Below are 23503 nucleotides of genomic sequence, written 5' to 3'. Positions count from 1 at the left end.
GCGGCCAGCTTGAACTGGCCGCAGCACTCTTGGTGAAAAGTATGAAAAAATTCCTTAAATCTCTGTTCGTGGCAGCCATGTTTGCCGGTAGCAGCCTGGCCGCCCACGCGGCGCCAGTCGACCTCAGCAATGCGTCGGTCGACCTGACGCAAGATTTGCTCGACTACTCGAGCGGTGAACTGCTAGGCTCTTTCTCGCTGGCAGCGGGCCAATTGGCCGGCGCGGCAAATAACTTTTTCAGCGACAAATATACCTTTACCGTGACGGGCTTGAATGACCTGAGCGCACTGGCTACTTCGCTCAAGCCTAGCCCCAACTCGGGCCTGGTCATGACAGGTTTTAGCTTGGGCAATGCCAGCGGCATCCTGTTCCAGGGTTCGCCTGATCTGATCAACTTCACTGCGCAAGACCAGGCATGGACCTTGAAGTCCGGTTCCACCCCTCTGGCAACGGGCAACTATTTCCTGCAGGTCGATGGCTATGTCGCGTCGGCAGCCGGCGGCAGCTATAGCGGCAACCTGGCGGTCACGCCGGTGCCGGAACCCGAAACCTATGGCATGCTGCTGGCGGGCCTGGGCCTGGTGGGTTTTGCGGCGCGACGCCGCAAACTGCAGGCCTGAGCATCATTTTGTAAGCATGAAACGGAGGCTGCGGCCTTCGTTTTTTTCGTCCCTCGGACGCAAGACGCTATAATCATCGGGCATAGTTGGCGGCTGCGGCACGGCTGCTTCGATTCTCCCTCACATCCACGATACCGACCATTGCGTACCTATCTTTGTTTCTCGCTGGCGCTGGCCGCTGGCACTGTGCATGCCGATGCCGCATCCGTGTCGCCTGGATTGCAACCGTCGCAATTGGCCGTGGTCATCAACGATGCCGAACCGAATAGTGTCGAAGTGGGCGAGTATTATCGCCAGGCGCACGCCATTCCCGCTGCGAATGTTGTACACGTCAATATTCCCAATCGTCCACGCAAGCTCAGCGCAGATCAGTTCGCGCAATTGAAGGAACGCATCGATGCACAACTCAAGCCTGGCATCCAGGCGGTTCTGATGGTGTGGAGCGCGCCGTATGCGGTCGAATGCAACTCGATCACGTCCGCCTATACCTTGGGCTATGATGCGGCGCAATGCGCCAAAACCTGTGATGCTGGCAAGCCCAGCACGTATTTCAACAGCAATGTGAGCCAGCCGTTCAGCCAAATCGGCATGCGCCTGTCGATGCTGCTACCCATCGATTTCGTGGAAGAGGCGAAGGCTGTGGTGGACCGGGGCAAGGTCAGCGGCTTTTCTGTGCCGGCGGCCAGCGCCTATTACTTGAAGACCAGCGAAGGCGCGCGCAATAGTCGCGCTGGATTGTTCCCGTCACCCGGCGCCGTGCGCCAGCGCAAGCTGACCATCAAACACCTCAATGCCGACAGCCTGGAGGGCGTGCAGGATATCATGGTGTACCAGACCGGCATGGCAAGGGTGGCCAAGCTTGACACCTTGCGCTTTTTGCCAGGCGCCCTTGCCGACCACCTGACTTCGTTTGGCGGCGATTTGCAAAGTACGGCGCAAATGAGCAGCCAGCGCTGGCTGGAGGCAGGCGCCACCGCTAGCTATGGTACGGTCAGCGAGCCGTGTAATTATTGGCAGAAATTTCCCAACCCGACCGTGCTTCTGCGCCGCTATCTGTCGGGCATGACGGCGCTGGAGGCGTATTGGGGCAGTGTCTCCTGGCCGGCCCAGGGTTTGTTTATCGGCGATCCGCTGGCGGCTCCGTATGCCGTCTACCGGCGTTGAACGCTGATCGTGAGCTTGTTACTTGTCATTTTGCGAAAAAAAGAAGCTCTGACGAGCTTTTTTATGTCTTGCTGCCTGCCTTGCTGCGTCCGGCAAAGGCCAGTAAGCCGAGGCCGACCATCAGCATGGCCCAGGTTTCGGGTTCTGGCACGGCGGGAGTGACGGAGGGCACGATGGCACCGCCGCCCGTGTTGCGACCGCTATCGATGCCGCCAGTCGAACCGCCACTGCCCACGCCGCCATTGCCTGCCGGCGTACCCGCCTCATGGCCGGAAGACATAATGAAGGGGACATATTCGCTGCCCACGCCAATGTATGCGCGCCCCGCGCCACGGTAGCCGCCCGCATCGTCTATCGGTTGTTTTTCCTCGACGGCGACAAAGTCCCGCGTACCGAAACGGTATTCGCCGCCAGAGCGGCCTGCGCGCGCGCCACTGCCCATCCCGGTATCGTCTTGTTGCCCCTGCAGGCTTGCCAGACGATGTCCCATGTCGCCAGATTGTGGATAGCGCAGTATCTGGTCGGACTCGCCCTGGCCAAATTCTTGCGCCTGGCTCGTGCCATCGTTAGTGCGCGCACCGAAGCCGATGAAGCCGTTGACCAAGCTGCACGCGCTGTAGGTGCCGTCGAGGTCGGCGTCGTTGGCCTTGGCATTTGCGCCGGAGGTACTTGCTTGGCAGCCTTGTTCATTCGCGTTCGACGGTTGCTGTGCACTTTGCGCCTGTACGGAGCCGCCGTACAGTGCCAGCGCCGCAGCAAGAACCAGGGCGCTCGTGGGGAATTGGATGATGGTTTTTAACATAGCTGGTCTCTTAAGAGTATCTCCCAAACCCGCGCCTGTGCGCATGACATCCGGGAGTGGATTTCTGGCAGCTCCCGCCATGCCGCCTTTGAGGGCATCGCCGGATCTGCAACTCAAGGTGCGGGCGTGGATGGGGCCTGCTTTTACGGTCCTTGCTGCATGTGATTTTAAAGCAATAATTCCTTGTCAGGATTAAAACTTATTTGCATGAAATATATCATATTTTTCTCGTCAGCGCTTCCCTTGGCTAAATGAAAAGAATTTTTTGTTGTTTAGAAGCTACTTATTTTATTGGCTGGCGGTAAGGGATTTACTCCATTCGGCTTAATCAAATGTCATCAAGTCGTCATCCCGCGCCTTTAATATGCAAATAACAAGTCTGAAATACTTTTGTTAATTGTGGCGCGCCGGCCGATCATGTGGGACCGGCGTCATTTATCTACCGACCGGGACCCTCATGCACACCTCGTTTTCCCCCTTGCGCACGCCGCTGCGCCTGACCGTCATGGCCACCCTGCTGGCCAGCCTGTCCCTGCCAACCGTGGCCCTGGCTGCTTCAGATGTTGTCATCAGCCAGGTGTATGGCGGTGGCGGCAACAACGGGGCGCTGTACCGCAACGATTTCATTGAACTGTTCAACCGCGGCGCCAGCTCCGTGAACCTGAGCAACTGGAGCGTGCAATACGCGTCCGCTGCCGGTTCGAGCTGGGCCGTGACGGCCTTGCCGGCTATCGATTTGCAAGCGGGCCAGTATCTGCTGGTCCAGCAAGCCAAGGGCGCGGGCGGCACGCAGGACTTGCCTGCGCCGGATGCCACGGGCGGCCTGGCCATGTCGGGCACGGCTGGCAAGGTATTGCTGAGCAATAGCAAGACGGCGCAAACGGGCGCCAGCCCCACGGGCGCCGCCGTCGTCGACCTGGTCGGTTTCGGCACGGCCAACGGCTTTGAAGGCGCCGTGGCGCCCGCGCCATCGAATACTGTGTCGATTGCGCGCGCGAATGGCGGCTGCAGCGACACGGACGACAACAGCGTGGACTTCGCCGCCGGCAGCGTGACGCCGCGCAATACGGCTTCGCCGCTGAATGTGTGTGGCGGCCCCGTGGTGCATCAGATCATTACCAGCTGCCCGGCCAACCTGGCTTTGGCCGTAGGCAATGGCGGCAGCGCCGTGCTGCGCGCGGCCGATGTCGACGGCGTGGTGAATTCCGCTACCTTGAGCTCGCCCGCCGTGGCCGGCATCAGCCTGGCCAATTTCAGCGCCGCCGGCGTTGCGGGCGAGAGCGCCAGCGTGAGCCTGCTGGTGGCCGCTGGCGTGCCGGTGGGTATTTATCCTGTCGTCGTGAACTTCAGCAACGACCAGCAGCAAAGTGCCAGCTGCAAAATCGATGTCGCCGTGCAAGGCCAGGCCGCCATCAGCCACACGATCCCGCAAATCCAAGGATCGGGCGCGGCTAGCCCGTACGCCAATTCCGTGCAGACGACGCAGGGCGTGGTGACCCTGAAAGTGGGCACCGGCTTCTTTATCCAGGATGCGGCCGGCGATGGCGACCCGTCGACTTCGGACGGTATTTTTGTGTACACGGGCGCGACGGCTACCACCGTGCAGCCGGGCGAACTGGTGCGCGTGACGGGCACGGTGGTCGAATACACGCCCACGGGCGCGAAAAATTCCTACACGGAATTGAAGGACGTGACGGCCATCCTCACGCAAAGCGCGGGCCACAGCGTCGTGCCGACGAATGTGACTCTGCCGAACGAAAAACTGGCCGCCGTGGAAGGCATGCTGGTGCGCTTCACGCAACCGTTGACCGTGTCGCAAAACGCCTACCTGGGCGCGCGCGGCGAATTGAGCCTGTCGGCGGGACGGCGCGAAGTGCCGACCAACCGCCATCCGGCGGGCTCCGCCGAGGCACAAGCCTTGATCGCCGCCAATGCGAACAACCTGATCGTGCTCGATGATGGCATTTTCGTCACGCCGCCCACCATTCCGTACATTGGCCAGGATGGCACCGTGCGCAGCGGCGACACGCTGGCCGATCTGACGGGCGTGGTGGACTTTGGCGCCATCGGCGGCGGCGGCGCTGCATACAAATTGCAGCCGACGCAGACGCCGCAATTTTCACGCGACAACCCGCGCACGGGCAGCCCGGAACTGCCGTCCGGCAACGTCAAGGTGGCCAGCGCCAACGTGCTCAATTTCTTTACGACCTTTACCAATGGCAATAACGTCTTTGGCCAGACGGGGCAGGGCTGCACCGTGGGCGCCTCGACCACCAAGTCGAACTGCCGCGGCGCCGACAACCTGGCCGAGTTCGTGCGCCAGCGCGACAAGATCGTGGCCGAGCTCAAGGCCATCGATGCGGACGTGGTGGGCTTGATGGAAATCCAGAACAATGGCGAAACGGCCGTCACTTACCTGGTCGAGCAGTTGAACGCAGCCATCGGCGGCGTCACGTATGCCGTGGTACCGAAGCCGGCCGCCACAGGCACGGACGCCATCCGCGTGGCCATGATATACAAGCCAGGCAAGCTGGGCCTGGTGGGCGGCGCCTTGTCGGACGCGAACGCCATCAACAACCGTCCGCCCATGGCACAGACCTTCCGTGCCGGCAATGGCGAGAAATTCTCGCTGGTCGTCAACCACCTGAAGTCGAAGGGCAGCTGCCCGTCAAGCGGGCTGGACGCGGACCAGAACGATAGCCAGAGCTGCTGGAACGCCACCCGCGTGCAGCAGGCCCAGCGGCTGGTGGGCAGTTTCGTGCCGCAGGTGGCCACCGCCGCCAGCGACGCGGACGTGCTGGTCATCGGCGACCTCAATTCCTATGGCGCGGAAGACCCGATCCAGGTCATCACGGGCGCCGGCTTCGTCAATGAACTTGAGCGTTTCGTGCGGCCGTCCGGCATGCCGTACTCGTATGTGTTCGGCGGCCAGAGCGGCTACCTCGACCATGCGCTGGCCAGCGCTTCGCTGAGCCCGCAAGTGGCCGGCGTCGCTGAATGGCATGTGAATGCGGACGAGCCGGAAGTGATCGACTACAACATCGACTCGGCCAAGCCGCAAGACTTGTACAACGCCTTGCCCTACCGCGCCTCGGACCACGACCCTGTCGTCATCAGCCTGGACTTGCAGCCCGCCTACCGCGACATCACGGCCGCTGTGGCGCAGACCAGCTCGGGCCTGACCTTCAACCGCGTGACGCAAAAGTACACGGGTACGTTCTCGTTCACCAACACGGGCACGAGCGCTCTGGCCGGCCCGTTCCAGGTGGCGTTTGGCGGCTTGCCGGCCGGCGTGACCCTGGCGAATGCCACGGGCAGCCATGCGGGCGCCGCGTATGTCACCGTCAACGCGGCCAGCCTGGCGCCGGGAGCGACGGCCTCGTTTGCCGTCAGTTTCACCAATCCGTCGAAAGTGACGATCCATTATTCCGCCAGCATTTTCGCCGGCAACTTTTAAGGACACCATCATGTTGACAAGCAAACTCCATCTGACCCTCCGCCGCGCCGTGCTGGCCGCCGTGCTGGCCGCCAGCAGCAGCCTGGCGCTGGCGGACCCGCTGGGCTACCGCGTGGAAATCGACACGCGCCAGTTCTCGGGCGCAGGTTTCCTCGACTTCGCCTTTATCGCCGGCAACAGTCCCGCGCCGGGCGCCAGCGCCGTGCTCAGTAATTTCTCGGGCGCGTTTGGCGCGCTGGCATCGCAGGAAGGCAATGTCAGCGGCAGCTTGCCCGGCACCTTGACCTTCGGCAATAGCGGCGCCTACAACGACTGGTTTCACAACGTGACCCTGGGCGGCAAGTTCGGTTTCAACATCGTCTTTGACGGCGACTTCCTGCACACGGCCGGCAACGCGGGCACGACGTTTGGCGTGGGCTTGCTCGACTACACCGGCATGGCTTACCTGGGCAATGCGAATGGCAACTTGCTGCAATTCGAACTGACCCCGCTCAACGGCGGCTTGCCCGCCAGCATTACGGACAGCACGTATGCGAGCATCGCGACGATCTCGGCCGTGCCGGAAGCGTCGGAATGGATGATGCTGACGGGCGGCCTGGCGCTGATCGGTCTGGCCTTGCGCCGCCGCCAACCTGCCCCACGCGCATAATCTTTCCAGCCTGGACACAGCGCGTTCATGGCCCGCTGTGTTTTTTTTGTTTATTTATTTGAAATAGCTATAAATCAGGAAACTAAATTGTATTGGTCAGCGTTTTACGCTTGATGCATAGTAAAAAACTTGTCGGGCAGTCTAGTTTTTCATGGACTGCCGCCAACTTTTTTCGGGAGATGCATCGATGCCTGGCCATATCCTGGTGCTGGACCCTGCGCCCGCCATGCAAGCGCTGCTGGCGCATAACCTCGTGGGAGCCGGTTACCGGGTCAGTTGTGCCCTGGAGGCGCGCGGCGCGCTGGCGCTGCTGGCGGCCGACCCGCCCGACGTGCTGCTGCTGGAATGGGAACTGCCGGATGCGTCCGGCATCGCGCTGCTGCGCCAGGTGCGTCAGGATGGCGCGCTGTGCGACTTGCCCATCATCATGGTCAGCGCGCGTGACAGCGAACAGGACAAAGTGCTGGCGCTGGAAAGCGGCGCCGATGATTACCTGTGCAAGCCCTTCGGCCCCCGTGAAATGCTGGCCCGCGTGCACGCGCTGCTGCGCCGGCGCGCACCAGCGGCCTTGCGCGCCGCCACGACCGTCTTGCGCCTCGATCCGCGCACCCGGCGCGTGACGGCCGGCAACGTGCCCGTCAACTTGGGCCGCGTGGAATTCAAGCTGCTGCATTTCCTCATGGATCATCCGGGCACAGTGCATAGCCGCGCGCAATTGCTGGACCAGGTGTGGGGCCATGCCGCCTACCTCGACGAGCGCACGGTCGACGCCCATGTGGGGCGTTTGCGGCAGGCCCTGCAGCCGGGCGGCTGCGGCCACCGCATCGAAACCGTGCGCGGCAGCGGCTACCGCTATCTGGCGTTTGACGCGGCCGTGTGCGCATGATGCTGCTGACGGGGCGGGAGCAGGAATACCTGCTGCACGCCATACTCGGCGCGCATGGCATCGCCGTGCCCGGCGATTTCTTTTTGTGGAGTCAGGGGCCGCTGCAAACGCTGTTGCCGCACGACATATTAATGTGTGCGCAACTGGATGCCGATGGTGCCGTGCTGCGCAGCGAAGCGTGGCACAGTGCCGCGCCCGATCACGCGCAGCTGCGCCAGCGCCAGGACCGGCTGGCGCACCTTGCGCTGGCCTGGCGTGCGGGTGGCCAGGGGGCTGCCGTCATCGACGGCGTGCTGGTGCATGGCAGCGTGGGCGATGCCGGCGGCAGCTTTTTTGCCCTGTTCGCCATGGGGGACGTGGACGCGGCGCGCCAGGCGTACGCGCTGGAATTACTGCTGCCGTATCTGCATGTGCACTGGCTGGCGCTGCAAGGCAGCCAGCGTGCGCCCCTGGCCGGTCCGGGCGCCAGGCGCGCGGCCAGTGCGCGCGAACTTGAAGTGCTGCATTGGGTACGCGAGGGGAAGAGCAATGACGAGGTCGGGCAAATTCTCGGCATCAGCGGCGCCACCGTGAAAAGCCATTTGCAGCGCATTTACAAATTACTTGGCGTGAGCAACCGCACGCAGGCTGTGTCGCGCAGCATCGCGCTGCGCCTGCTCAGCCATTAGCGCTGGTCCTGCGGCCTGGCCTGCATCTTTTCATTGCCATTCCCGCCGCCATCTTGCGTGTGTTCGACGGTGCCGGGCGACACCCTTGCCACGTCCGGGCTCGCTTGCAGACGCGCCACTTCGGCTCGTGTCAGCATGGCGGCAAAGCCATTGAAGGTCACTGTGTAACGGTATTGCACGGGGGCATCGGGCACCAGCGCCAGCACGGCGCGCTGCTGCGCTTCCAACTGGGCCGTGTAGCGCCGCGCGGCGTCGCTGTTCGTATCGAGCCCATGCACGCCGTCCGCTTGCGAGGCCAGCGGCGGGGCGCGCAATTGCACCAGATAGGACAGTCGCGCCGCAGCGGCCTGCGCCGTGACAGGCAGTGCATGGATGCCGGCCATGCCGGCCAGGATGGCAATACTGAGGCGAAATGCGGACATGCAAGCTCCTTTGGCGCGTGGCGTATGCAAGCCGCCCATGCGCCGATTGTACGCGCCTCGCGCATAAAAAACGCGCCCCGCAGGGCGCGCCGTGTCACCGCTTGGAGCGAGATCGTTACAGCTTGGTGTCCGCTCTCACGTTGCGCTGGCTGGGGACGGCCAGCGGCAACGGGCTGTTGGTTTCCACCGACAGCACGGTGGTGGACGCCGCCGCGTTGTTGCCATCGAGGAAGACCACGCCGCCCAGGTAGCGCTTGCCCGTTTCCAGTCCCGACCAGCTGACGCCGGCCGTGGCGCTGCCACCCACGTACACCTTGCCTGGCAGCGTGGCTTTCAGGTTGCCGCCCTTGTCGGCTGTCGTGACGACGGCCGACGACAGGCCGAAGCCGGTCGATACGCCATTCGCCAGCTCGTAGCCGATGACGCACACCTTGTAGCCGCCTGCCGCCGGGGTGGTCACGGTAATAGCCTCGTTCGAACCGGCCGTGGCCGAGGTGGCGACTGTCGCGCCGGCGCTGTTGAGTAGCAGCAAGTCGAGGTCGTTGCCGGCGCCTTCGCTGGTGTCGCGGTCAAATGTTTCGAAGCGTGCCACCACCGTGCTGGCGGGAATGTTGACATTGACCACGCGCACGCCGCTGCCGCCTGCCTTGCACGCGGCAGCCATCTGCGTCAGCGTGTCGACGCTGCCCGGTGCGGCCTGGCTGATGGTTTGCTCGCTGCGCGCCACTTCCTTCAGGCCGCCCGTCGCGGCGCCGACCTTGCCGGCAAAACCGGTGGACAGGGTCAGCGACCGCAGGCCGCTGACCCTGTCGGCCTGCAGCAGTGCCGGCGACTGCACCGCGCGGCCCGAGCGGGCCGTGACGGGGCTGCGTACCGTGTGCACGCCGTCGCTCCACACGAGGGCGCCATACTGCCAGGCGTTGTCCGGCGCCGTGGTGCGCGTCAGCGTCACAGTGAAGGACTTGGTTTCGCCGGGCGCCAGCGCCAGGGTGGCTGGCGCTACCGCCACGCTGTAGCCGCTGAGCGAGGCGCTGGCCGTGTAGGTGGCGCTGCTGCTGCCCACGTTGGTGACGCGGCGCGTCACCGTTTGCGTGCCCAGCACGTTGCCGATGGTGATCGACGGCATGTTCAAGTTGTAGCCGGCCAGGGTGCCGCCCGCGCATTCGGCCGTCATGCCGACGCCGCACATGTATTTCTTGTAGTCAGCCAGGCTGGCGTCATATACGAGGCCGGGATCGGTGGCCTTGTTCGGCGTCACGTGGCCGGCGCCCTGGCCCCATGGCAGGATGCCGCGCGCGTCGCCTGCCTGGATGTCGGGCAGGGTGGTGCTGCCGGTGGTCATCAGGGCCGATTTGATGGCGGCCGGGCTCCAGTCAGGATGCTGCTGGCGCAGCAGGGCGGCCAGGCCGGCCACGTGCGGGCTGGCCATCGAGGTGCCTTGCAGGAAGATGTAGGCTTGCGCAGGCACCAGACTGCCATCCTGCACGGCATCGCGCTGCGCGCGCGACAGGGCAGGCGAGCCGCCAGCCAGGATGTCCACGCCAGGCGCCGTGACGTCGGGCTTGAGCAGGTTGGCGTCGTACAGGTTCGGGCCGCGCGACGAGAAGTCGGCCACCACGGGCGCGGCAGGGCCGTTGCCATTGGTGACGAAGCGCGAGATGGCGGCCGTGGCCACGCCCGTTTGTGCCTGGGCGTTGATCAGCGCGCCATCGGCGGCGCTCACGTGCACGGCCGGCAGCACGTGCGGGTCGGACACCAGGCCCACGCCCGTGTCGACCAGCACCATGCCGGCGCCGCCCGCTTGCAGCACAGCGACGCCCTTGTCGGTGCGCGCCGTGGTGCCGCGCAGGCAGCTGACGACCTTGCCGGCGACCTTGGCCGGATCCAGCAAGGCCACGCCGCCATTGTCGCCGGCGCGGTAGCACAGCGCCAGTTTTTGCGCATCGGCGCCAGGCAGGCCTGCATCCTGGGCGCGGATCAAGGTGGTGGCTGGCAGCGGGTTGTAGTTGAGCGAGGCACCCGTGTAGCTGGCGCCGTTACCCAAGGTCACCTTGGCCTGGTTGGCGCGGTTGTGTGTCGAGGCGGCCACCGTGGTGATCCACGGGCTGACGTGGGCTACCGTGTTCGCCGGTCCCGCGTTGCCGGCCGAAGCGGCAACGAAAACGCCGGCATTCGAGGCATGCAGGAAGGCTTGCTCGACGGGGTCGTTGACGCTGCCACCGCCGCTGATCGAGTAATTGATCACGTGTACGCCATCCTGTACGGCTTTTTCAATCGCCGCCACGCTGTCGCCGCCGTAGCAGCTATTTTTCGCGCCCGTCGGCTGGGTAGCCAGGTTGTAGGACCAGCACACCTTGTAGACGGAAAGGCGGGCGCGTGGCGCCACGCCGGAAATCGCGCCCAGCGGCGAGCCGCTTACGGTGACGGGCACGCCCGCATTGCCACCCGCGGTGGACGAGGTGTGCGTGCCGTGGCCGCCTTCACCGCTGGGGTCGCCAACGGAATCGCGTGGCGAGGTGAATTCGCTCCAGTGCTGGATCTTGTCCGTCTCGGTCAGACGCACGGCGTTGAAGTATTGCGCGCCGAGCAGCTTGTTATTGCAGTGGTCTTGCGTAAAGCCTTCGCCCGTCTGGCAACTGCCCTTCCAGGTGGCCGGCGCGGCGCCGTATGCCAGGGTAGCGTTGGGATCGAAGGTCGGGGCGCCGTTGGCATCGACCTTGTCCGCATACGACAGGTTTTCCGGCCACACGCCGCCATCGACGATGCCGATGATGATGTCTTCGCCCGCATGCTGCTTGCCGCCCAGCTGGCTCCACAGGCCGCCCGGCTGGTCCAGGCCCAGGAAGGTCGGCGTGTAGTTCGTTTGCAGGGTGCGCGGTTCGTCGGGGGCGATGCTGGCCACTTCGCCGCTCGCTTGCAGCTGGCGCACTTCGGCGTCGGTCAGCAGGGCGGAGAAGCCGTTGAGGACGATCTTGTACTGGTATTGCACGGGCGCGGCGGCGACGAGCGCTTGTACCCGGGCCTGTTTCTGTTCAAGGTAGTCGCCGTACAGCTGCACTTGCGTGCTGGCCAGGTCGAGGCGGCCGCCGGCGGCAGGCTGGGTGGCGCCCAGGCCTTCCACCGAGCCGGTGTAGGAGGCGATCGGTTTGTCGGTCAGCTGCACGATGTAGGGACGGCGCAGGTCGTCGGCGTGGGCCTGGAAGCTGAGGCTGGCAAACAGGCTCAGCACGGCGAGCGAAATGGGACGCAAGGCGGGACGGAATGTCATGTAGGGTTTCCTGGTGGCGGTAGCGGGAATCGAAAGGAGCAAATCAGGCTTGCTGGCGGCGGCGCGCCGCGAAACCGATGCCTGCCAGGCCCAGCAGCAGCATCGCGTAGGTCGATGGCTCCGGTACCGAGGCGACGATATTGTCGAGCGCAAACTGGCCCTTGTTGGTGCTGAAGGCATTGCAACTGCCGGCCGTGTTGCAAGTGAAACCGAAGAAGGCCAGCGAGGCGAATTGCTGGTTGCCGAAGCTGGCGCTGGTGTTGTAGTGCTGGAACTGGAAGCTGCCGCCCACTGGCCCGCCCAGCTGGTATGTTTCATACAGGGAAGAACCGTCAGCGTAGAAGCCTTGCACGCGCAGCAGACCGGCCACCGCCGGATAGGTGACGCCCTGGGCGTAGCCGATGAAGCTGGCGTCGAAGCCTTGCAGGCTGACGCTGCCGCCCGGGTTGAGTGGATCAAGGTAGACGATGCCATCGTTGAGCGATGCATAGTAATTGCTCGTATTGTTGGTCGGGCACGCCATGCCGCAGGCGGCCGGATCCGTGCCGTCGAACACCGCGCCGACCAGGTCGCCGTAATTGGCGCCGGCCACATTCGATGCGCCCGTCAGCAGGAATTTTCCGATTTCCAGAGCGTCGCCATGGCCGACGAACTGGCTATCCAGATTGTTAAAGTTGATCACGTCCGCCATGGCGGCGGGGGCGCAGGCGGCGGACAGGGCCAGGATGGCGACGCCAGTCAACTGCTTGGCGGAGAAGGGACTTGCTGCGGAAGCTGCCTTCGAATGCACGATACGAGTCATGAATTTTCCCTTGGTGATTATGTAGGATGCAATATGTTTTGCGTCTGGGGTGCTCTTTCCTGCGTGGACGGATAAGACCAATACGTAGAAAATTGATTTTTACTATAGCAAAAGAGGCAATTCTATTGTTTGATATTCTTTCAAATTTAATTTGAAGGTTACAAATAATGAATGAATAAAATTCACCACTCACTATGATTTCGTAACCAGGAGTAGATGGTTTTCGCATTGAAAATAGTTGAATAATTGACCATCCTGTCAAGCGCGCGCGGCGCCGTGGCGGTTTCGCGCACACTGGATGGTTTCCGCAGGAATTTGTTGTTCACAGTACAAAGAAAAGATTGTATTAACTATAACCGGCATGGTAGGCTGATAAGCATCAGGCAAACGCGTGTCGCCCGTGCGTGGCCATCCGTTGCGCGCAGCGACGCAATGTATTGAAGGTAGGCAATAAGGAGTTACCGGATGCATGCAGCACACAGGCAGAACCTTGCGGCGACGCGCCAGGCGCGTGGCTTTACATTGCTCGAACTGTTGGTCGTGATCGTGATTATCGGCTTGCTGGCGGCCTATGTCGGCCCCAAGTATTTCGCCCAGCTGGGCAAATCCGAAGTGACAGTGGCCAAGGCGCAGATCGAGGCGTTTGAAAAATCGCTCGACACCTACCGCCTCGACGTGGGGCGCTACCCCACCACGGAAGAGGGCCTGGCCGCGCTGCTGGTCGCGCCGCCCGCCGCCGGCACGCGCTGGAATGGGCCCTACCTGAAAAAGGCCGTGCCGCTCGACCCGTGGGGCCATGCCTACCAATACCGCGCACCGGGCAGCAAGGGCGAATATGACATCGTCTCCATGGGCAAGGATGGCCAGCCGGGCGGCAGCGGCGAGAATGCCGACATCAGCTCGCAATAAGGCCCGCACGCTCACTCTTTCGCCACGGACACGCCATCATGCAGTTTGAAGTACGCGCGCTTTCCACGGAGCAGGCAGTCGCCACCTTGCACACCTGCGTGATCGATGGCCGCGACGAAGCCGACGCGCGCCGCCAGGCCGAAGCGCGCGGACTGTTCGTCAGCGCCATCCGTCCCCTGCGGGCCACGCCGTTCAGCGCGGCCGGGCGCCAGCGCGCGCGGGCGCTGCCCCTGTTGCTGTTCAGCCAGGAATTGCTGGCCTTGCTCTGTGCGGGCCTGGGCATCGTCGAGGCGCTGGAAGCCTTGCTGGAAAAGGAAGCATCGCCGGCCACGCGCAGCGTGCTCACGCGCCTGCTGGAAGGCTTGCGCGAAGGCAAGCGCTTTTCCGCCGTACTGGCAGAGCAAGCCGAACTGTTTCCCCCTTTGTACATCGGCATCGTCAAGGCGGCCGAGGGCACCAGCGACTTGCCGCGCGCGCTGTCGCGCTATATTGACTACCAGCAGCGCATCGATACGGTGCGCGGAAAAATCGTCAGCGCCGCCATCTATCCCACCATCCTGCTGGGCGTGGGTGGCGGTGTCAGCGCCTTCCTGATTAGTTACGTGGTACCCCGTTTCGCCGAGGTCTACCAGGGCGCCGGGCGCAACCTGCCATGGATGTCGCAAGTCATGCTCAGCTGGGGCCAGTTCGTCACGCAGCATGGTGTGCTGCTGTTGCTCGGGCTGCTTATCACCGGCAGCGTTGTATTGACGGCCGTGCGGCGCGTGCTGCGCCATGGCGGCGTGGCGCGCCTGCTGGCGAAACTGCCCGGCATCGGCGAGCGCGTGCGCATCTATGAACTGTCGCGCCTGTACCTGACCCTGGGCATGCTGGCCGAAGGCGGCATTACCATCGTGCAGGCGATTACCACCGTGCAAGCGATGGTCTCGCCGGGCATGCAGGCGTCCTTGCAGGGCGCGCGCGGCGCCATCGAGGCGGGCCAGCCCCTGTCGTCGGCCTTCGAGCAGCATCAGTTGACGACGCCCATTTCCCTGCGCATGCTGCGCGTGGGCGAACGTACGGGCGACATGGGCCCGATGCTGACGCAGTCGGCCGCCTTTTACGACGGTGAAATCAGCCGCTGGATCGACCGTTTTACGCGCACTTTCGAACCCTTGCTGATGGCTGCCATCGGCCTGGTCGTGGGCGCCATCGTGATCTTGCTGTACATGCCCATCTTTGACCTTGCCGGCGATATTTCATGATGCAAACCGAATCCGTGCCCACCGTGGCCATCGACGCTGCGCTGCTGCAGCGCGCGCGCGCCCTGAGCCGGGAATCGAAGCGCAGCCTGGTCGAGGAATTGCAGCAACTGAGCGGCATCGAGGCGCGCGCCGTGGTGCGCGAACTGGCGCGTCCGTTCGACCTGGGCGTGCTGGAAACGGCCGACATGCTGGCATATTCTCCCGCGTTCGACCTGCTGCCCCTGTCGCAGGCGCTGGCGCGCCACTGCGTGCTGCTGCGCGCCGCCGACGGCCAACTGGTGGGCGTGATCGCCGACCCGTTTGACCTCGACCTGCAAATCTGGCTGGGCGCGCGCGCAGGGCAGGGCGGTTTGGGCATCCGCCTGGCGCTGCAGTCCGACATCTCCGCCTACCTGTCGAAGCAGGAAGAGTCGGCGCGCGCTGTCGACAACCTGCTGCCCGGCGCAGCGAATGACGCGCGCCGCGACGGCAAGACGGCGGCCGTGCTGTCGTTCGCCAGTGTGTCGGAAGCGGCCAGCCCCGCCGTCAAGCTGGTCAACTCGACGTTATATGACGCGCTGAAGGCCGGTGCTTCCGACATCCACCTGGAAAGCACGGCCGGCGGCCTGGCCGTCAAGTACCGGGTCGACGGCGTGCTCGATCACGCCACGTCCGTCAACGGCATCGAAGTGGCCGAACACATCATCTCGCGCCTGAAAGTGCTGGCCGAACTCGATATCGCCGAGCGCCGCGTGCCGCAGGACGGCAGCTTCCGCGTCGAATCGGGCGGGCGCGAAATCGACTTGCGCGTCTCCATCATGCCCAGCATCCATGGCGAGGATGCCGTCATCCGCATCCTCGACAAGCGCGCCATGATCGAAGCATATGGCGCGCTGACTCTGGAAGCGCTGGGCTTTGATGCGCCGTCGCTGGAAGCCCTGCGCGCATTGGCGCAGGAAGCCTACGGCATGCTGCTCGTCACCGGTCCCACGGGGTCGGGCAAGACCACGACCCTGTATGCGGCGCTGACGGAAATCCATAACGGGCGCGAAAAGATCATCACCATCGAAGACCCCGTCGAATACCAGCTGCCCGGCATTTTGCAAATTCCCGTCAACGAAAAGAAGGGACTGACCTTTGCCAAGGGCTTGCGCTCGATCCTGCGCCACGACCCCGACAAGATCATGGTGGGCGAGATCCGCGACCGCGAGACGGCGGAAATCGCCGTGCAATCGGCCCTCACGGGCCACCTGGTGCTGACCACCGTGCATGCGAATAATGTTTTCGACGTGTTCGGCCGCTTCACGCACATGGGTATCGACCCGTATGCGTTTGTCTCGGCCCTGAACGGCATCTGGGCACAGCGGCTGATCCGCACCAACTGCCCCCATTGCGCCACCGCGTACACGCCCGACGATGGTGAGCTGGCTAGCGTGGGCCTGGCGCGCGCCGACGTGGCAGGCTATGAATTCAAGCAGGGCAAGGGCTGCGGCGACTGCCGCGGCACGGGCTACAAGGGCCGTCGCTCGATCGCCGAGATTCTCGTGCTGACCGATGAAATCCGCGAACTGATCGTCGATAAAAAACCGATCCGCCAGATCAAGGCGGCCGCGTATGCGAACGGCACGCGCAGCCTGCGCCTGGCGGCGCTGGATTTGGTCAAGCGGGGCGCCACCACCATCACGGAAATCAAGAGGGTCACCTTGCATGCATAGAGGTTTTGGACAAGCATTGCGCCTGGGCGTGGCAGCGGGCAAGGTAAGCTTGTGGCGCAGCAGCCGCTGGCGCGCGCCCGCCTGGACCTCGTTGGGCGAAGCCGCGTATGTGCCGGACGCCGGCCTGGGTCTGCATGGCGACTTTGCCGCCCTTGGACAGGCATTGGAACAGCTGCTGCCGGTGGATGACTACGCGGGCTGGCCCCTGTCCGTGGTGCTCGACGATGGGCTGGCGCGCCTGTGGCAAGTGGACATACCGCAAGGCGCCGCGCGCCTGGCCGACATCGAGGCGGCCGCCGCGTTGCGCTTCCAGTCGCTGTATGGCGATGCGCCCGGCCTGTGGCACAGCAGCAGTGCCTGGGATGCGCACGCGCCGTTTTTCTGCGCCGTGCCGCGTGCGCTGCTGGCGCAGCTGACGCGCGTGGCGGCCGCACGCAAGTTGGCCCTGATTTTTATTACGCCGCAGTTTGCGCGCCACTGGAACCGCTGGCACGGCGCGTTGAAACCGGGCGCCTGGTTTGGCCAGTTGCAGGAGAACGTCTTGACCTTGGGCGCGCTGCACGATGGCCGCCTGCATGCCGTGCGCGCGCTGCCCGTCCCCCCAGACGCCGGTCATGGCTGGCTGGTGCAGACGCTGGCGCGCGAGGCGCTGCTGCAAGGCGTGCCTGCGCCGGCGCTGCTGCAACTGTGCGGCGCGCCGCCAGCGGGCTGGCTGGCACAGGCGGAAGCGTTCAACTGCCAGATTTTCTCCACACCAGACGGGGAAGGCACCTTGTCGCCAGCCGCTCGGCTGGCCCGCAGCGGAGGCGTGGCATGACGCGCCTGGATATCGATTTTGCGCCTCCTGGCTGGCGCCGCAGCCTGCACCGCGTGCCCGCATGGGCGTGGTGCGTTGGCGCGCTGGGCGTGGTGCTGACCGTCACGGCGGCGTACAGTGGCAGCGCCGCACTGCAGCGCCAGCAGCTGCGCGAGGGGCAGCTGCAGCGCGCACAGCAGCGCGTGATGGCTGCCATGCAGGGACCGGCGCCTGCACCGCAAGTGCCCATCGCGCCAGCGCAGGCGGCGGCCGTGAATGCGGCCATCCTGCAATTGAACCTGCCGTGGCGCGATGTGCAGGATGCGCTGGCCAGCGCCACGCCGCCCGGCATCGCGCTGCTGGCGCTGGAACCGGATGCGCGCAAGCGCGTGCTGAAGATCACGGCCGAGACGACCGGCAGCGACGCCATGGTGGCCTACATCGCGCAATTGAAGCAGCAGGAGCTGTTTGGCACCAGGGTGCAGCTGCTGCGCCATGAAATCAACGCGCTCGATCCGAACAAGCCCCTGCGCTTCCAGCTCGAAGCGCGCTGGGGCACGCCGTGATGGCCATCGACCTCGCGATCGTGCGCCTGCGCGCGCAACTGCTGCTGCGCCGCCTGGGCGCGCCCGCCTGCCTGGCCGTGGCCCTGCTCGCGCTGGGCGCGGCCGCCTGGGTATGGGCCTGGCAGCAGCGGGCCGTGGCGGCGCAGCTGGACGCGCGGCCCTTGCCGCAGCCATCGCTGGCCGTGGCGGCTGCTGCGCCGCCGGCGACGGCCAGCGAGAACCTGGCGCGCTTTTATGCCGCTCTGGGACAGCAGCGCCACGCGGAGCAGCAGGTCAAGCAATTGTTCGACCTGGCCGCGAAAAACGGTTTGCTGCTGGCGCAAGGCGAATACAAGAGCGGCTACGACAAGGCCAGCAGGGTCGCTACCTGGCAGGTGACCCTGCCGCTGAAGGGCAGTTATGCGGCCGTGTGGCAGTTCGCGCTGCAAGCGCTGCGCGCCGCCCCCTTCGCCTCGCTCGATGAACTGAGTTTTCGCCGCGAGCAGATCGCCGATACGGAACTTGAAGCGCGCTTGCGCCTGACCTTTTATTTGACGGACAGCGCGGGAGAGGGGCCATGACCCTGCGCCATTATCTGATGCTGGCCGGCGTGCTGGTCGCGGGCGCCTTGCTGCTGTTCGGCGAGCGCCAGCCCGTGATCGAGGTGGCCGAAGCGGTCGAGCGGGCCGTCGCGCCCGCGCGCCATACGTCCGCCAAGGCGCCAGCCGCGCAGCCGGCCATTCTGGTGCTGCTGCCGCGCAGCGAAGTGGCGGGCGAGGATGGCGACACCTTTGGCGGCGCCGGTAGTGTCTTCCAGAGCCAGAACTGGACCCCGCCGCCGCCGAAAATGGCGCTGACGGCTGCGCCACCGGCACCGGCGCCGATGGCGCCGCCGCTGCCCTTCGTCTACCTGGGCAAGGCGGCCTCCGATGGCGCCTGGGAAGTGTTTTTGTCGCGCGCCGACAAGACGTATATCGTGCGCGCCAGTACCGTCATCGATGGCGCCTACAAGGTCGTGACGATCGCGCCGCCCGTCATGACGCTCACTTATCTGCCGTTGAACCAGGTTCAGCAGCTCAACATTGGAGTACTCGAGTGATGTCTCGTTCCTTTTCCTCGGCGCCGTTGCTGGTGCTACTGGTGCTGTTGGCCGGCTGCGCCGGGCAGCAAGCTTACCGCGACGGGCGCGAGTTGCTTGCGCAAGATCACATCCCGGCCGGCCTGCAAAAGCTGCAGGAAGCGCTGCAGCAAGACCCCGGCAACGCGCAATACCGCAGCGCCTATCTGCAGGCGCGCGAGCGGGCCACCGGCAGCCGCTTGCAGCAGGCCGAGCGCCAGGCGCAGACGGGGCAGGGCGACCTGGCGCGCGCCTCCTTCATGAGCGTGCTGGAAATCGATGCGCAAAACGAGCGCGCCAACAGCGGCTTGCGCGCGCTCGAACGCGAGCAGCGCCAAGGCAAGCTACTGGCCGAAGCGCAGAAAGATATCGAGGCCAAGCGCTACGACCCCGCGCGCCAGCGCCTGAACGCCATCCTGACGGAACAGCCAAGTCACGCCGGCGCGCGCGCGCTGCTGCGCGAGGTCGACGAGAAGACGGCGCCACCCATCGTCGAATCGGGCCTGGCCAAGTCGTACAAGCAGCCCATCACCATCGAGTTTCGCGACGCGCCGTTAAAACAGGTGTTCGAGCTGATCGCGCGCCGCTCCGGCCTCAATTTCGTCTTCGACAAGGACGTCAAGGCGGACGCGAAAACCTCGATCTTCCTGAAAAACAGCACGGTGGAATCGGCCGTGTACTTCCTGCTGGTGACGAACCAGCTGGAACAGCAGGTGATGGATGCGAATACCATTTTGATCTATCCCAATGTGGCGGCGAAATTGAAGGAATACCAGGAAGTGCTGGTGAAAACCTTCTTTTTGGCGAACGCGGACGCCAAACAGGTGGCCAACACGCTCAAGACCATCCTCAAGACGCGCGACGTGGTGGCCGATGAAAAGCTCAACCTCGTCATCGTGCGCGACACGCCCGAGGCGATCCGCCTGGCCGAGCGCCTGATCGCGCTGCAGGACGTGCCGGAGGCGGAAGTGGTGCTGGAACTGGAAATTCTCGAAGTCAAGCGCAGCCGCCTGCTGGAACTGGGCGTGGCCTGGCCATCGAGCCTGACCCTCACGCCGCTTTCCACCTCGGGCGGGATAGGCCTGACCATCAGTGACCTGAATAAGCTGAACCAGCGCAGCATCGGCGTGAGCGACCTGTCCGTGACGGCGAATGTCAACAAGACGGACGGCGACGCGAACATCCTGGCCAACCCGCGCATCCGCGTGCGCAACCGGGAAAAGGCGAAATTCGTCATCGGCGACAGGGTGCCCGTGGTGACCACCACCATTTCGCCGGGCACGGGCGGCTTCGCTTCCGAATCGATCAGCTACCTGGACGTGGGCTTGACGGTGAACGCCGAGCCGACCATCTATTTGAATAATGAAGTGGGTATCCGCATCTCGCTCGAAGTGAGCAACCTGGGGGCGGCCACCATCACCAGGAGCGGCTCGACCCTGTACCAGATCGGCACGCGCCAGGCCTCGACCATGCTGCAGTTGAAGGATGGCGAAAACCAGGTGCTGGCCGGCCTGATTAACAATGAAGAGCGCAGCTCGGGCAACAAGGTGCCGGGCCTGGGCGACATTCCCGTGCTGGGACGCCTGTTCGGCAGCAGCAAGGACGACAGCCAGAAGACGGAAATCGTGCTGTCGATCACGCCGCATCTGGTGCGCACGGTGCAGCGCCCGGAAGCGAAGGAATCCGAATTCTCGGCCGGAACGGAAGGCAGCTTCCGCCGCCGTCCCGACATGGCGGCCAAGGCGCCCACGCAGATGCCGGGTACGGTGATCGTGCGTTCCGGCCCCTCCGCCGTCGGCATGCAGCCGGCGCCGGCGCAGCCGCTGATGGCGCCGGGCCAGGTGCCATCGACCTTGCCGCAAAGCGTGCCCGCGCCGGAAGTATCTCCGTTGCCCGAGCCGGCCGCGTCGCCTTTGCCGATATCGTCGGGCCAGCCCGTGCCGCTGTCATCAAGCCAGCCGGTGCCGGTCGCCAAATGAGACTGGCGCGCACGCACGGCGGTTTTACGCTGATCGAGCTGCTGGTAACGCTGGCCATCCTGGGAGTGCTGGCTACCCTGGTGGTGCCCGTCACGCAGGTGGCCATGCAGCGGCGCCAGGAGCAGGACTTGCGGCGCGCGCTGCGCGAGATCCGCCAGGGACTCGACGCCTACAAACGGGCCGGTGACGAAGGCCGCATCCTGCGTGCGCCAGACGCCAGCGGCTACCCGAAAAGCCTGGAATTGCTGGTCGAGGGCGTGCCGGACCAGCGCAACCCGAAACGCAGCAAGCTGTTTTTCCTGCGCCGCGTGCCGCGCGATCCGTTCAACGGGGACGCGGGCTTGAGCGATGCGCAGACGTGGGGCAAGCGCAGCTACGCCAGCGAAGCGGCCGAGCCGCGCGAGGGCGACGATGTGTACGACGTGTATTGCACATCCGGCAAGGCCGGCTTGAACAACGTGCCTTATCGTCTATGGTGAACCATGCCCGCTGAAAACGCCCGACACCGCAGGCGCGGCTTCACCCTGATCGAGTTGCTGGTGGTACTCGGCATCGTGGCGCTGCTGCTGACCCTGGCCGTGCCCCGTTACTTTCCCAGCCTCGACAAGGCGAAGGAAACCGTGCTGGCAGACAATTTGCGCAATTTGCGCACGACCATCGACCAGTTCCACGGCGATACGGGCCGTTATCCCGATACTTTGGAGCAATTGGTGGAAAAGAAATACCTGCGCGCCATGCCCGTCGATCCCATCACGGACAGCGACAGCAGCTGGCTCATCGTGCCGCCGCCCGACGACACGCCGGGCCAGGTGTATGACGTGAAAAGCGGCGCGCCCGGCAAGGACCGCAGCGGCACGCCGTTCGCCGACTGGTAGCGGCCATGCACCGTTCTGCGCGCCGCCAGCGCGGTTTTACTTACCTGGGGCTGATCATCCTGGTGGCCATCCTGGGCCTCGTGGGGGCGGCCGGACTGAAGATGGGTTCCCTGCTGCAGCGCCAGGCTGCCGAGCAGGAATTGCTCGACATCGGCGCGCAGTTTTCCGACGCCTTGTACAGCTATGCGGTCGCCACGCCGCCGGGCCAGCCACAACAGCCGCCGACCTTGGCAGCCTTGCTGCGCGATCCCCGCTTTCCGCAAGTGCGCCGCCATTTGCGCAAGCTGTTTGTCGACCCCATCACGGGACGCGCCGAGTGGGGCTTGCTGTACCAGCCCGGCAGCAACGGCATCATTGGTGTCCACAGCCTGTCTAAGGCAGAGCCATTAAAAATTGGCAATTTCGACGTCCGGTTTGCCGGATTCGAAGGCAAGGCCCATTTTTCGGAGTGGCACTTCATGGTCGATGCACAAGTGCAAGCCACCCGCGCTGCGGCGGCGTCAGCCATGCCGGCCGGCGACGCGCCTGCCACCGCACCCGCCTTGTCGGTGTCACCGTTGTTTTTCAAGCCTATTGCTTCACCGCAAGAAGAGCTGCCGCCAGAGCCTGTTGAGCTGCTTGAACCTCAAAGTTCTGCAGAAAGCCCGCCCGAGTCGGCGCTTTTGCCGTAAAGCGGGGTAAAAACAGATCAATGCACGAGTAACTATTTTCACCAAGAAAGTCATAGATGTTGGCAAATATTTCACTATGAAAATACTTATATTAAATGAAATTTCGATAAAATATTTATAAGTAATTTGATGCATTTATGCTACCATCCTCATCAGTACTTCCGGTACTAAAACTATTGGTGGCCTGCGCATTGCAGCCATAAATTACTTTTTAAGGGATAAGCTATGAAATTGAAATTTATCGCTGCAGGCATTCTGGCAGCAGCATCGTTCAGCGCATCGGCAGCAACCTACGACCTGGGCATCCTGGATCCAACCGGTTCGGATACCTTGTCGGCTTTCACGACCAAGTTCGCCATCAATTCGGATATCAATGATTCGTGGACTTTCCAGTTGCTGGCCCCATCGTCGACCTCGTTCGGTGCATTGCAAACGTTCTCCGTTGCTAACGGCGCGATCAAGGATTTCGCCGCTACCCTGGTCGGCTATGGCAGCCTGGCCAAGAGCACGGCTAACGGCATCCAGAATCTGAGCTGGGCAGGTCAATTGGCCGCAGGCACCTACACGGTGCAAGTCTCGGGCCTGACCCTGGTAAAAAATGTGCAGTACGTAGGCACGGTTTCGGCCCTGCCAGTACCAGAACCAGAAACCTACGGCATGCTGCTGGGTGGCCTGGCGCTGGTTGGCGCCGTGGCACGCCGCCGCGCCAAGAAAGCTGACTAAGCTTTCGCCGCAATGAAAAAAACCCGCCTCGGCGGGTAATGCCGTTCAGTTAAGACTGGACGGCATTTTTATTTTGGGGCTTGTAAACGCCCGGACCAGCTGTTAACCTGTATGGCTATGCTCGATGACACTCTCCATTTCCTGGCAAATTACCTCGAGGCACCTGACTGGCGCCGACTAGGGGAACATTTGCCGGTCGAGTGGATTGAACA

General features: G+C 63.8%; 22 protein-coding genes. 18 read left to right on the top strand and 4 right to left on the bottom strand.

Features of this window, described 5'->3' with window-relative positions:
* The first annotated feature begins 41 nt into the window (after nucleotides 1–41).
* Together ACQ4WP_RS01950 and ACQ4WP_RS01945 are read left to right on the top strand one after the other, a co-directional pair.
* Nucleotides 42–620, top strand: a complete 579-nt coding sequence (locus ACQ4WP_RS01950; protein ID WP_436518426.1) for an FxDxF family PEP-CTERM protein — start codon at nucleotides 42–44, stop codon at nucleotides 618–620.
* A 141-nt stretch (nucleotides 621–761) separates the two neighbouring features.
* Nucleotides 762–1784 carry a TIGR03790 family protein gene (locus tag ACQ4WP_RS01945; protein WP_436518425.1) on the top strand — a complete coding sequence of 341 codons (1023 nt, stop codon included), beginning with the start codon at nucleotides 762–764 and terminating at the stop codon, nucleotides 1782–1784.
* 61 nt (nucleotides 1785–1845) lie between these two features.
* Here ACQ4WP_RS01945 and ACQ4WP_RS01940 read toward each other — a convergent pair whose 3' ends face one another.
* Nucleotides 1846–2586: a PEP-CTERM sorting domain-containing protein gene (locus ACQ4WP_RS01940; RefSeq protein ID WP_436518424.1), complete on the bottom strand. Its 741-nt coding sequence runs from the start codon at nucleotides 2584–2586 to the stop codon at nucleotides 1846–1848.
* 457 nt (nucleotides 2587–3043) lie between these two features.
* On the opposite strand from ACQ4WP_RS01940, the gene ACQ4WP_RS01935 reads away from it, so the two are divergent.
* From ACQ4WP_RS01935 to ACQ4WP_RS01920, 4 genes are all read left to right on the top strand, one after another.
* Nucleotides 3044–6043: an ExeM/NucH family extracellular endonuclease gene (locus ACQ4WP_RS01935; RefSeq protein ID WP_436518423.1), complete on the top strand. Its 3000-nt coding sequence runs from the start codon at nucleotides 3044–3046 to the stop codon at nucleotides 6041–6043.
* A 10-nt stretch (nucleotides 6044–6053) separates the two neighbouring features.
* Entirely contained in the window at nucleotides 6054–6692 is a 639-nt protein-coding gene (locus tag ACQ4WP_RS01930) for an NF038129 family PEP-CTERM protein (RefSeq protein WP_436518422.1), read from the top strand.
* 187 nt (nucleotides 6693–6879) lie between these two features.
* Nucleotides 6880–7578: a winged helix-turn-helix domain-containing protein gene (locus tag ACQ4WP_RS01925; RefSeq protein ID WP_436518421.1), complete on the top strand. Its 699-nt coding sequence runs from the start codon at nucleotides 6880–6882 to the stop codon at nucleotides 7576–7578.
* Entirely contained in the window at nucleotides 7575–8246 is a 672-nt protein-coding gene (locus ACQ4WP_RS01920; protein ID WP_436518420.1) for a LuxR C-terminal-related transcriptional regulator, read from the top strand. The genes ACQ4WP_RS01925 and ACQ4WP_RS01920 overlap by 4 nt, the downstream gene beginning before the upstream one ends.
* On the opposite strand, the gene ACQ4WP_RS01915 is transcribed toward ACQ4WP_RS01920, so the two are convergent.
* The 3 genes from ACQ4WP_RS01915 to ACQ4WP_RS01905 form a co-directional block, all read right to left on the bottom strand.
* Nucleotides 8243–8668, bottom strand: coding sequence for a protease inhibitor I9 family protein (locus ACQ4WP_RS01915; RefSeq protein ID WP_436518419.1), 426 nt, complete (start codon nucleotides 8666–8668; stop codon nucleotides 8243–8245). The two genes, ACQ4WP_RS01920 and ACQ4WP_RS01915, sit on opposite strands and share 4 nt — an antisense overlap.
* 115 nt (nucleotides 8669–8783) lie before the next feature.
* Nucleotides 8784–11936: a S8 family peptidase gene (locus tag ACQ4WP_RS01910; RefSeq protein WP_436518418.1), complete on the bottom strand. Its 3153-nt coding sequence runs from the start codon at nucleotides 11934–11936 to the stop codon at nucleotides 8784–8786.
* A gap of 43 nt (nucleotides 11937–11979) precedes the next feature.
* Complete coding sequence (locus tag ACQ4WP_RS01905; protein ID WP_436518417.1) at nucleotides 11980–12738, bottom strand: NF038120 family PEP-CTERM protein; 759 nt, start codon at nucleotides 12736–12738, stop codon at nucleotides 11980–11982.
* Between the two features lie 465 nt (nucleotides 12739–13203).
* Here ACQ4WP_RS01905 and gspG point away from each other — a divergent pair, with 465 nt between their 5' ends.
* The 12 genes from gspG (at nucleotide 13204) to ACQ4WP_RS01845 (ending at nucleotide 23291) form a co-directional block, all read left to right on the top strand.
* Nucleotides 13204–13647: a type II secretion system major pseudopilin GspG gene (gene gspG / locus ACQ4WP_RS01900; RefSeq protein WP_436518416.1), complete on the top strand. Its 444-nt coding sequence runs from the start codon at nucleotides 13204–13206 to the stop codon at nucleotides 13645–13647.
* A gap of 38 nt (nucleotides 13648–13685) precedes the next feature.
* Nucleotides 13686–14891, top strand: a complete 1206-nt coding sequence (locus ACQ4WP_RS01895; RefSeq protein WP_436518415.1) for a type II secretion system F family protein — start codon at nucleotides 13686–13688, stop codon at nucleotides 14889–14891.
* Nucleotides 14891–16585, top strand: a complete 1695-nt coding sequence (locus ACQ4WP_RS01890) for a GspE/PulE family protein (RefSeq protein ID WP_436518659.1) — start codon at nucleotides 14891–14893, stop codon at nucleotides 16583–16585. The genes ACQ4WP_RS01895 and ACQ4WP_RS01890 overlap by 1 nt, the downstream gene beginning before the upstream one ends.
* A complete protein-coding gene (locus ACQ4WP_RS01885; RefSeq protein ID WP_436518414.1) occupies nucleotides 16578–17402 on the top strand; it encodes a hypothetical protein in 825 nt (274 codons plus the stop codon). Before ACQ4WP_RS01890 ends, ACQ4WP_RS01885 begins: the two co-directional genes overlap by 8 nt.
* Nucleotides 17399–17947, top strand: a complete 549-nt coding sequence (locus ACQ4WP_RS01880; protein ID WP_436518413.1) for a ubiquitin family protein — start codon at nucleotides 17399–17401, stop codon at nucleotides 17945–17947. Before ACQ4WP_RS01885 ends, ACQ4WP_RS01880 begins: the two co-directional genes overlap by 4 nt.
* Complete coding sequence (locus ACQ4WP_RS01875; RefSeq protein WP_436518412.1) at nucleotides 17947–18507, top strand: hypothetical protein; 561 nt, start codon at nucleotides 17947–17949, stop codon at nucleotides 18505–18507. Before ACQ4WP_RS01880 ends, ACQ4WP_RS01875 begins: the two co-directional genes overlap by 1 nt.
* The gene (locus ACQ4WP_RS01870; RefSeq protein WP_436518411.1) at nucleotides 18504–19025 is read left to right on the top strand and encodes a hypothetical protein; all 522 of its coding nucleotides are present in this window, start codon (nucleotides 18504–18506) and stop codon (nucleotides 19023–19025) included. Before ACQ4WP_RS01875 ends, ACQ4WP_RS01870 begins: the two co-directional genes overlap by 4 nt.
* The gene (locus ACQ4WP_RS01865; RefSeq protein WP_436518658.1) at nucleotides 19025–21022 is read left to right on the top strand and encodes a secretin GspD/PilQ domain-containing protein; all 1998 of its coding nucleotides are present in this window, start codon (nucleotides 19025–19027) and stop codon (nucleotides 21020–21022) included. The genes ACQ4WP_RS01870 and ACQ4WP_RS01865 overlap by 1 nt, the downstream gene beginning before the upstream one ends.
* Nucleotides 21019–21501 carry a type II secretion system protein gene (locus ACQ4WP_RS01860; protein WP_436518410.1) on the top strand — a complete coding sequence of 161 codons (483 nt, stop codon included), beginning with the start codon at nucleotides 21019–21021 and terminating at the stop codon, nucleotides 21499–21501. Before ACQ4WP_RS01865 ends, ACQ4WP_RS01860 begins: the two co-directional genes overlap by 4 nt.
* Before the next feature lie 3 nt (nucleotides 21502–21504).
* Nucleotides 21505–21897 carry a type II secretion system protein gene (locus ACQ4WP_RS01855; protein ID WP_436518409.1) on the top strand — a complete coding sequence of 131 codons (393 nt, stop codon included), beginning with the start codon at nucleotides 21505–21507 and terminating at the stop codon, nucleotides 21895–21897.
* Nucleotides 21898–21902: 5 nt separating this feature from the next.
* A complete protein-coding gene (locus ACQ4WP_RS01850) occupies nucleotides 21903–22568 on the top strand; it encodes a type II secretion system protein (RefSeq protein WP_436518408.1) in 666 nt (221 codons plus the stop codon).
* A gap of 225 nt (nucleotides 22569–22793) precedes the next feature.
* A complete protein-coding gene (locus tag ACQ4WP_RS01845) occupies nucleotides 22794–23291 on the top strand; it encodes an FxDxF family PEP-CTERM protein (RefSeq protein ID WP_436518407.1) in 498 nt (165 codons plus the stop codon).
* Nucleotides 23292–23503 lie beyond the last annotated feature (212 nt).

Origin of the sequence: Janthinobacterium lyxosi, from assembly GCF_051380665.1 — a bacterium.
Lineage (GTDB): Bacteria > Pseudomonadota > Gammaproteobacteria > Burkholderiales > Burkholderiaceae_D > Janthinobacterium.
The sequence above is the reverse complement of the archived record's forward strand: the minus strand, read 5'-3'. Positions and strand labels throughout refer to the sequence as shown.

Excerpts from the sequence above, each read along its gene's own strand:
- ACQ4WP_RS01940 (WP_436518424.1), bottom strand. The coding sequence starts at position 2,586 with ATGTTAAAAACCATCATCCAATTCCCCACGAGCGCCCTGGTTCTTGCT.
- ACQ4WP_RS01895 (WP_436518415.1), top strand. The coding sequence starts at position 13,686 with ATGCAGTTTGAAGTACGCGCGCTTTCCACGGAGCAGGCAGTCGCCACC.
- ACQ4WP_RS01845 (WP_436518407.1), top strand. The coding sequence starts at position 22,794 with ATGAAATTGAAATTTATCGCTGCAGGCATTCTGGCAGCAGCATCGTTC.
- ACQ4WP_RS01870 (WP_436518411.1), top strand. The coding sequence starts at position 18,504 with ATGACCCTGCGCCATTATCTGATGCTGGCCGGCGTGCTGGTCGCGGGC.
- ACQ4WP_RS01880 (WP_436518413.1), top strand. The coding sequence starts at position 17,399 with ATGACGCGCCTGGATATCGATTTTGCGCCTCCTGGCTGGCGCCGCAGC.
- ACQ4WP_RS01925 (WP_436518421.1), top strand. The coding sequence starts at position 6,880 with ATGCCTGGCCATATCCTGGTGCTGGACCCTGCGCCCGCCATGCAAGCG.
- ACQ4WP_RS01910 (WP_436518418.1), bottom strand. The coding sequence starts at position 11,936 with ATGACATTCCGTCCCGCCTTGCGTCCCATTTCGCTCGCCGTGCTGAGC.
- ACQ4WP_RS01890 (WP_436518659.1), top strand. The coding sequence starts at position 14,891 with ATGCAAACCGAATCCGTGCCCACCGTGGCCATCGACGCTGCGCTGCTG.
- ACQ4WP_RS01860 (WP_436518410.1), top strand. The coding sequence starts at position 21,019 with ATGAGACTGGCGCGCACGCACGGCGGTTTTACGCTGATCGAGCTGCTG.
- ACQ4WP_RS01920 (WP_436518420.1), top strand. The coding sequence starts at position 7,575 with ATGATGCTGCTGACGGGGCGGGAGCAGGAATACCTGCTGCACGCCATA.
- ACQ4WP_RS01915 (WP_436518419.1), bottom strand. The coding sequence starts at position 8,668 with ATGTCCGCATTTCGCCTCAGTATTGCCATCCTGGCCGGCATGGCCGGC.
- ACQ4WP_RS01865 (WP_436518658.1), top strand. The coding sequence starts at position 19,025 with ATGTCTCGTTCCTTTTCCTCGGCGCCGTTGCTGGTGCTACTGGTGCTG.
- gspG (WP_436518416.1), top strand. The coding sequence starts at position 13,204 with ATGCATGCAGCACACAGGCAGAACCTTGCGGCGACGCGCCAGGCGCGT.
- ACQ4WP_RS01930 (WP_436518422.1), top strand. The coding sequence starts at position 6,054 with ATGTTGACAAGCAAACTCCATCTGACCCTCCGCCGCGCCGTGCTGGCC.
- ACQ4WP_RS01885 (WP_436518414.1), top strand. The coding sequence starts at position 16,578 with ATGCATAGAGGTTTTGGACAAGCATTGCGCCTGGGCGTGGCAGCGGGC.
- ACQ4WP_RS01855 (WP_436518409.1), top strand. The coding sequence starts at position 21,505 with ATGCCCGCTGAAAACGCCCGACACCGCAGGCGCGGCTTCACCCTGATC.
- ACQ4WP_RS01950 (WP_436518426.1), top strand. The coding sequence starts at position 42 with ATGAAAAAATTCCTTAAATCTCTGTTCGTGGCAGCCATGTTTGCCGGT.
- ACQ4WP_RS01875 (WP_436518412.1), top strand. The coding sequence starts at position 17,947 with ATGGCCATCGACCTCGCGATCGTGCGCCTGCGCGCGCAACTGCTGCTG.
- ACQ4WP_RS01850 (WP_436518408.1), top strand. The coding sequence starts at position 21,903 with ATGCACCGTTCTGCGCGCCGCCAGCGCGGTTTTACTTACCTGGGGCTG.
- ACQ4WP_RS01935 (WP_436518423.1), top strand. The coding sequence starts at position 3,044 with ATGCACACCTCGTTTTCCCCCTTGCGCACGCCGCTGCGCCTGACCGTC.
- ACQ4WP_RS01905 (WP_436518417.1), bottom strand. The coding sequence starts at position 12,738 with ATGACTCGTATCGTGCATTCGAAGGCAGCTTCCGCAGCAAGTCCCTTC.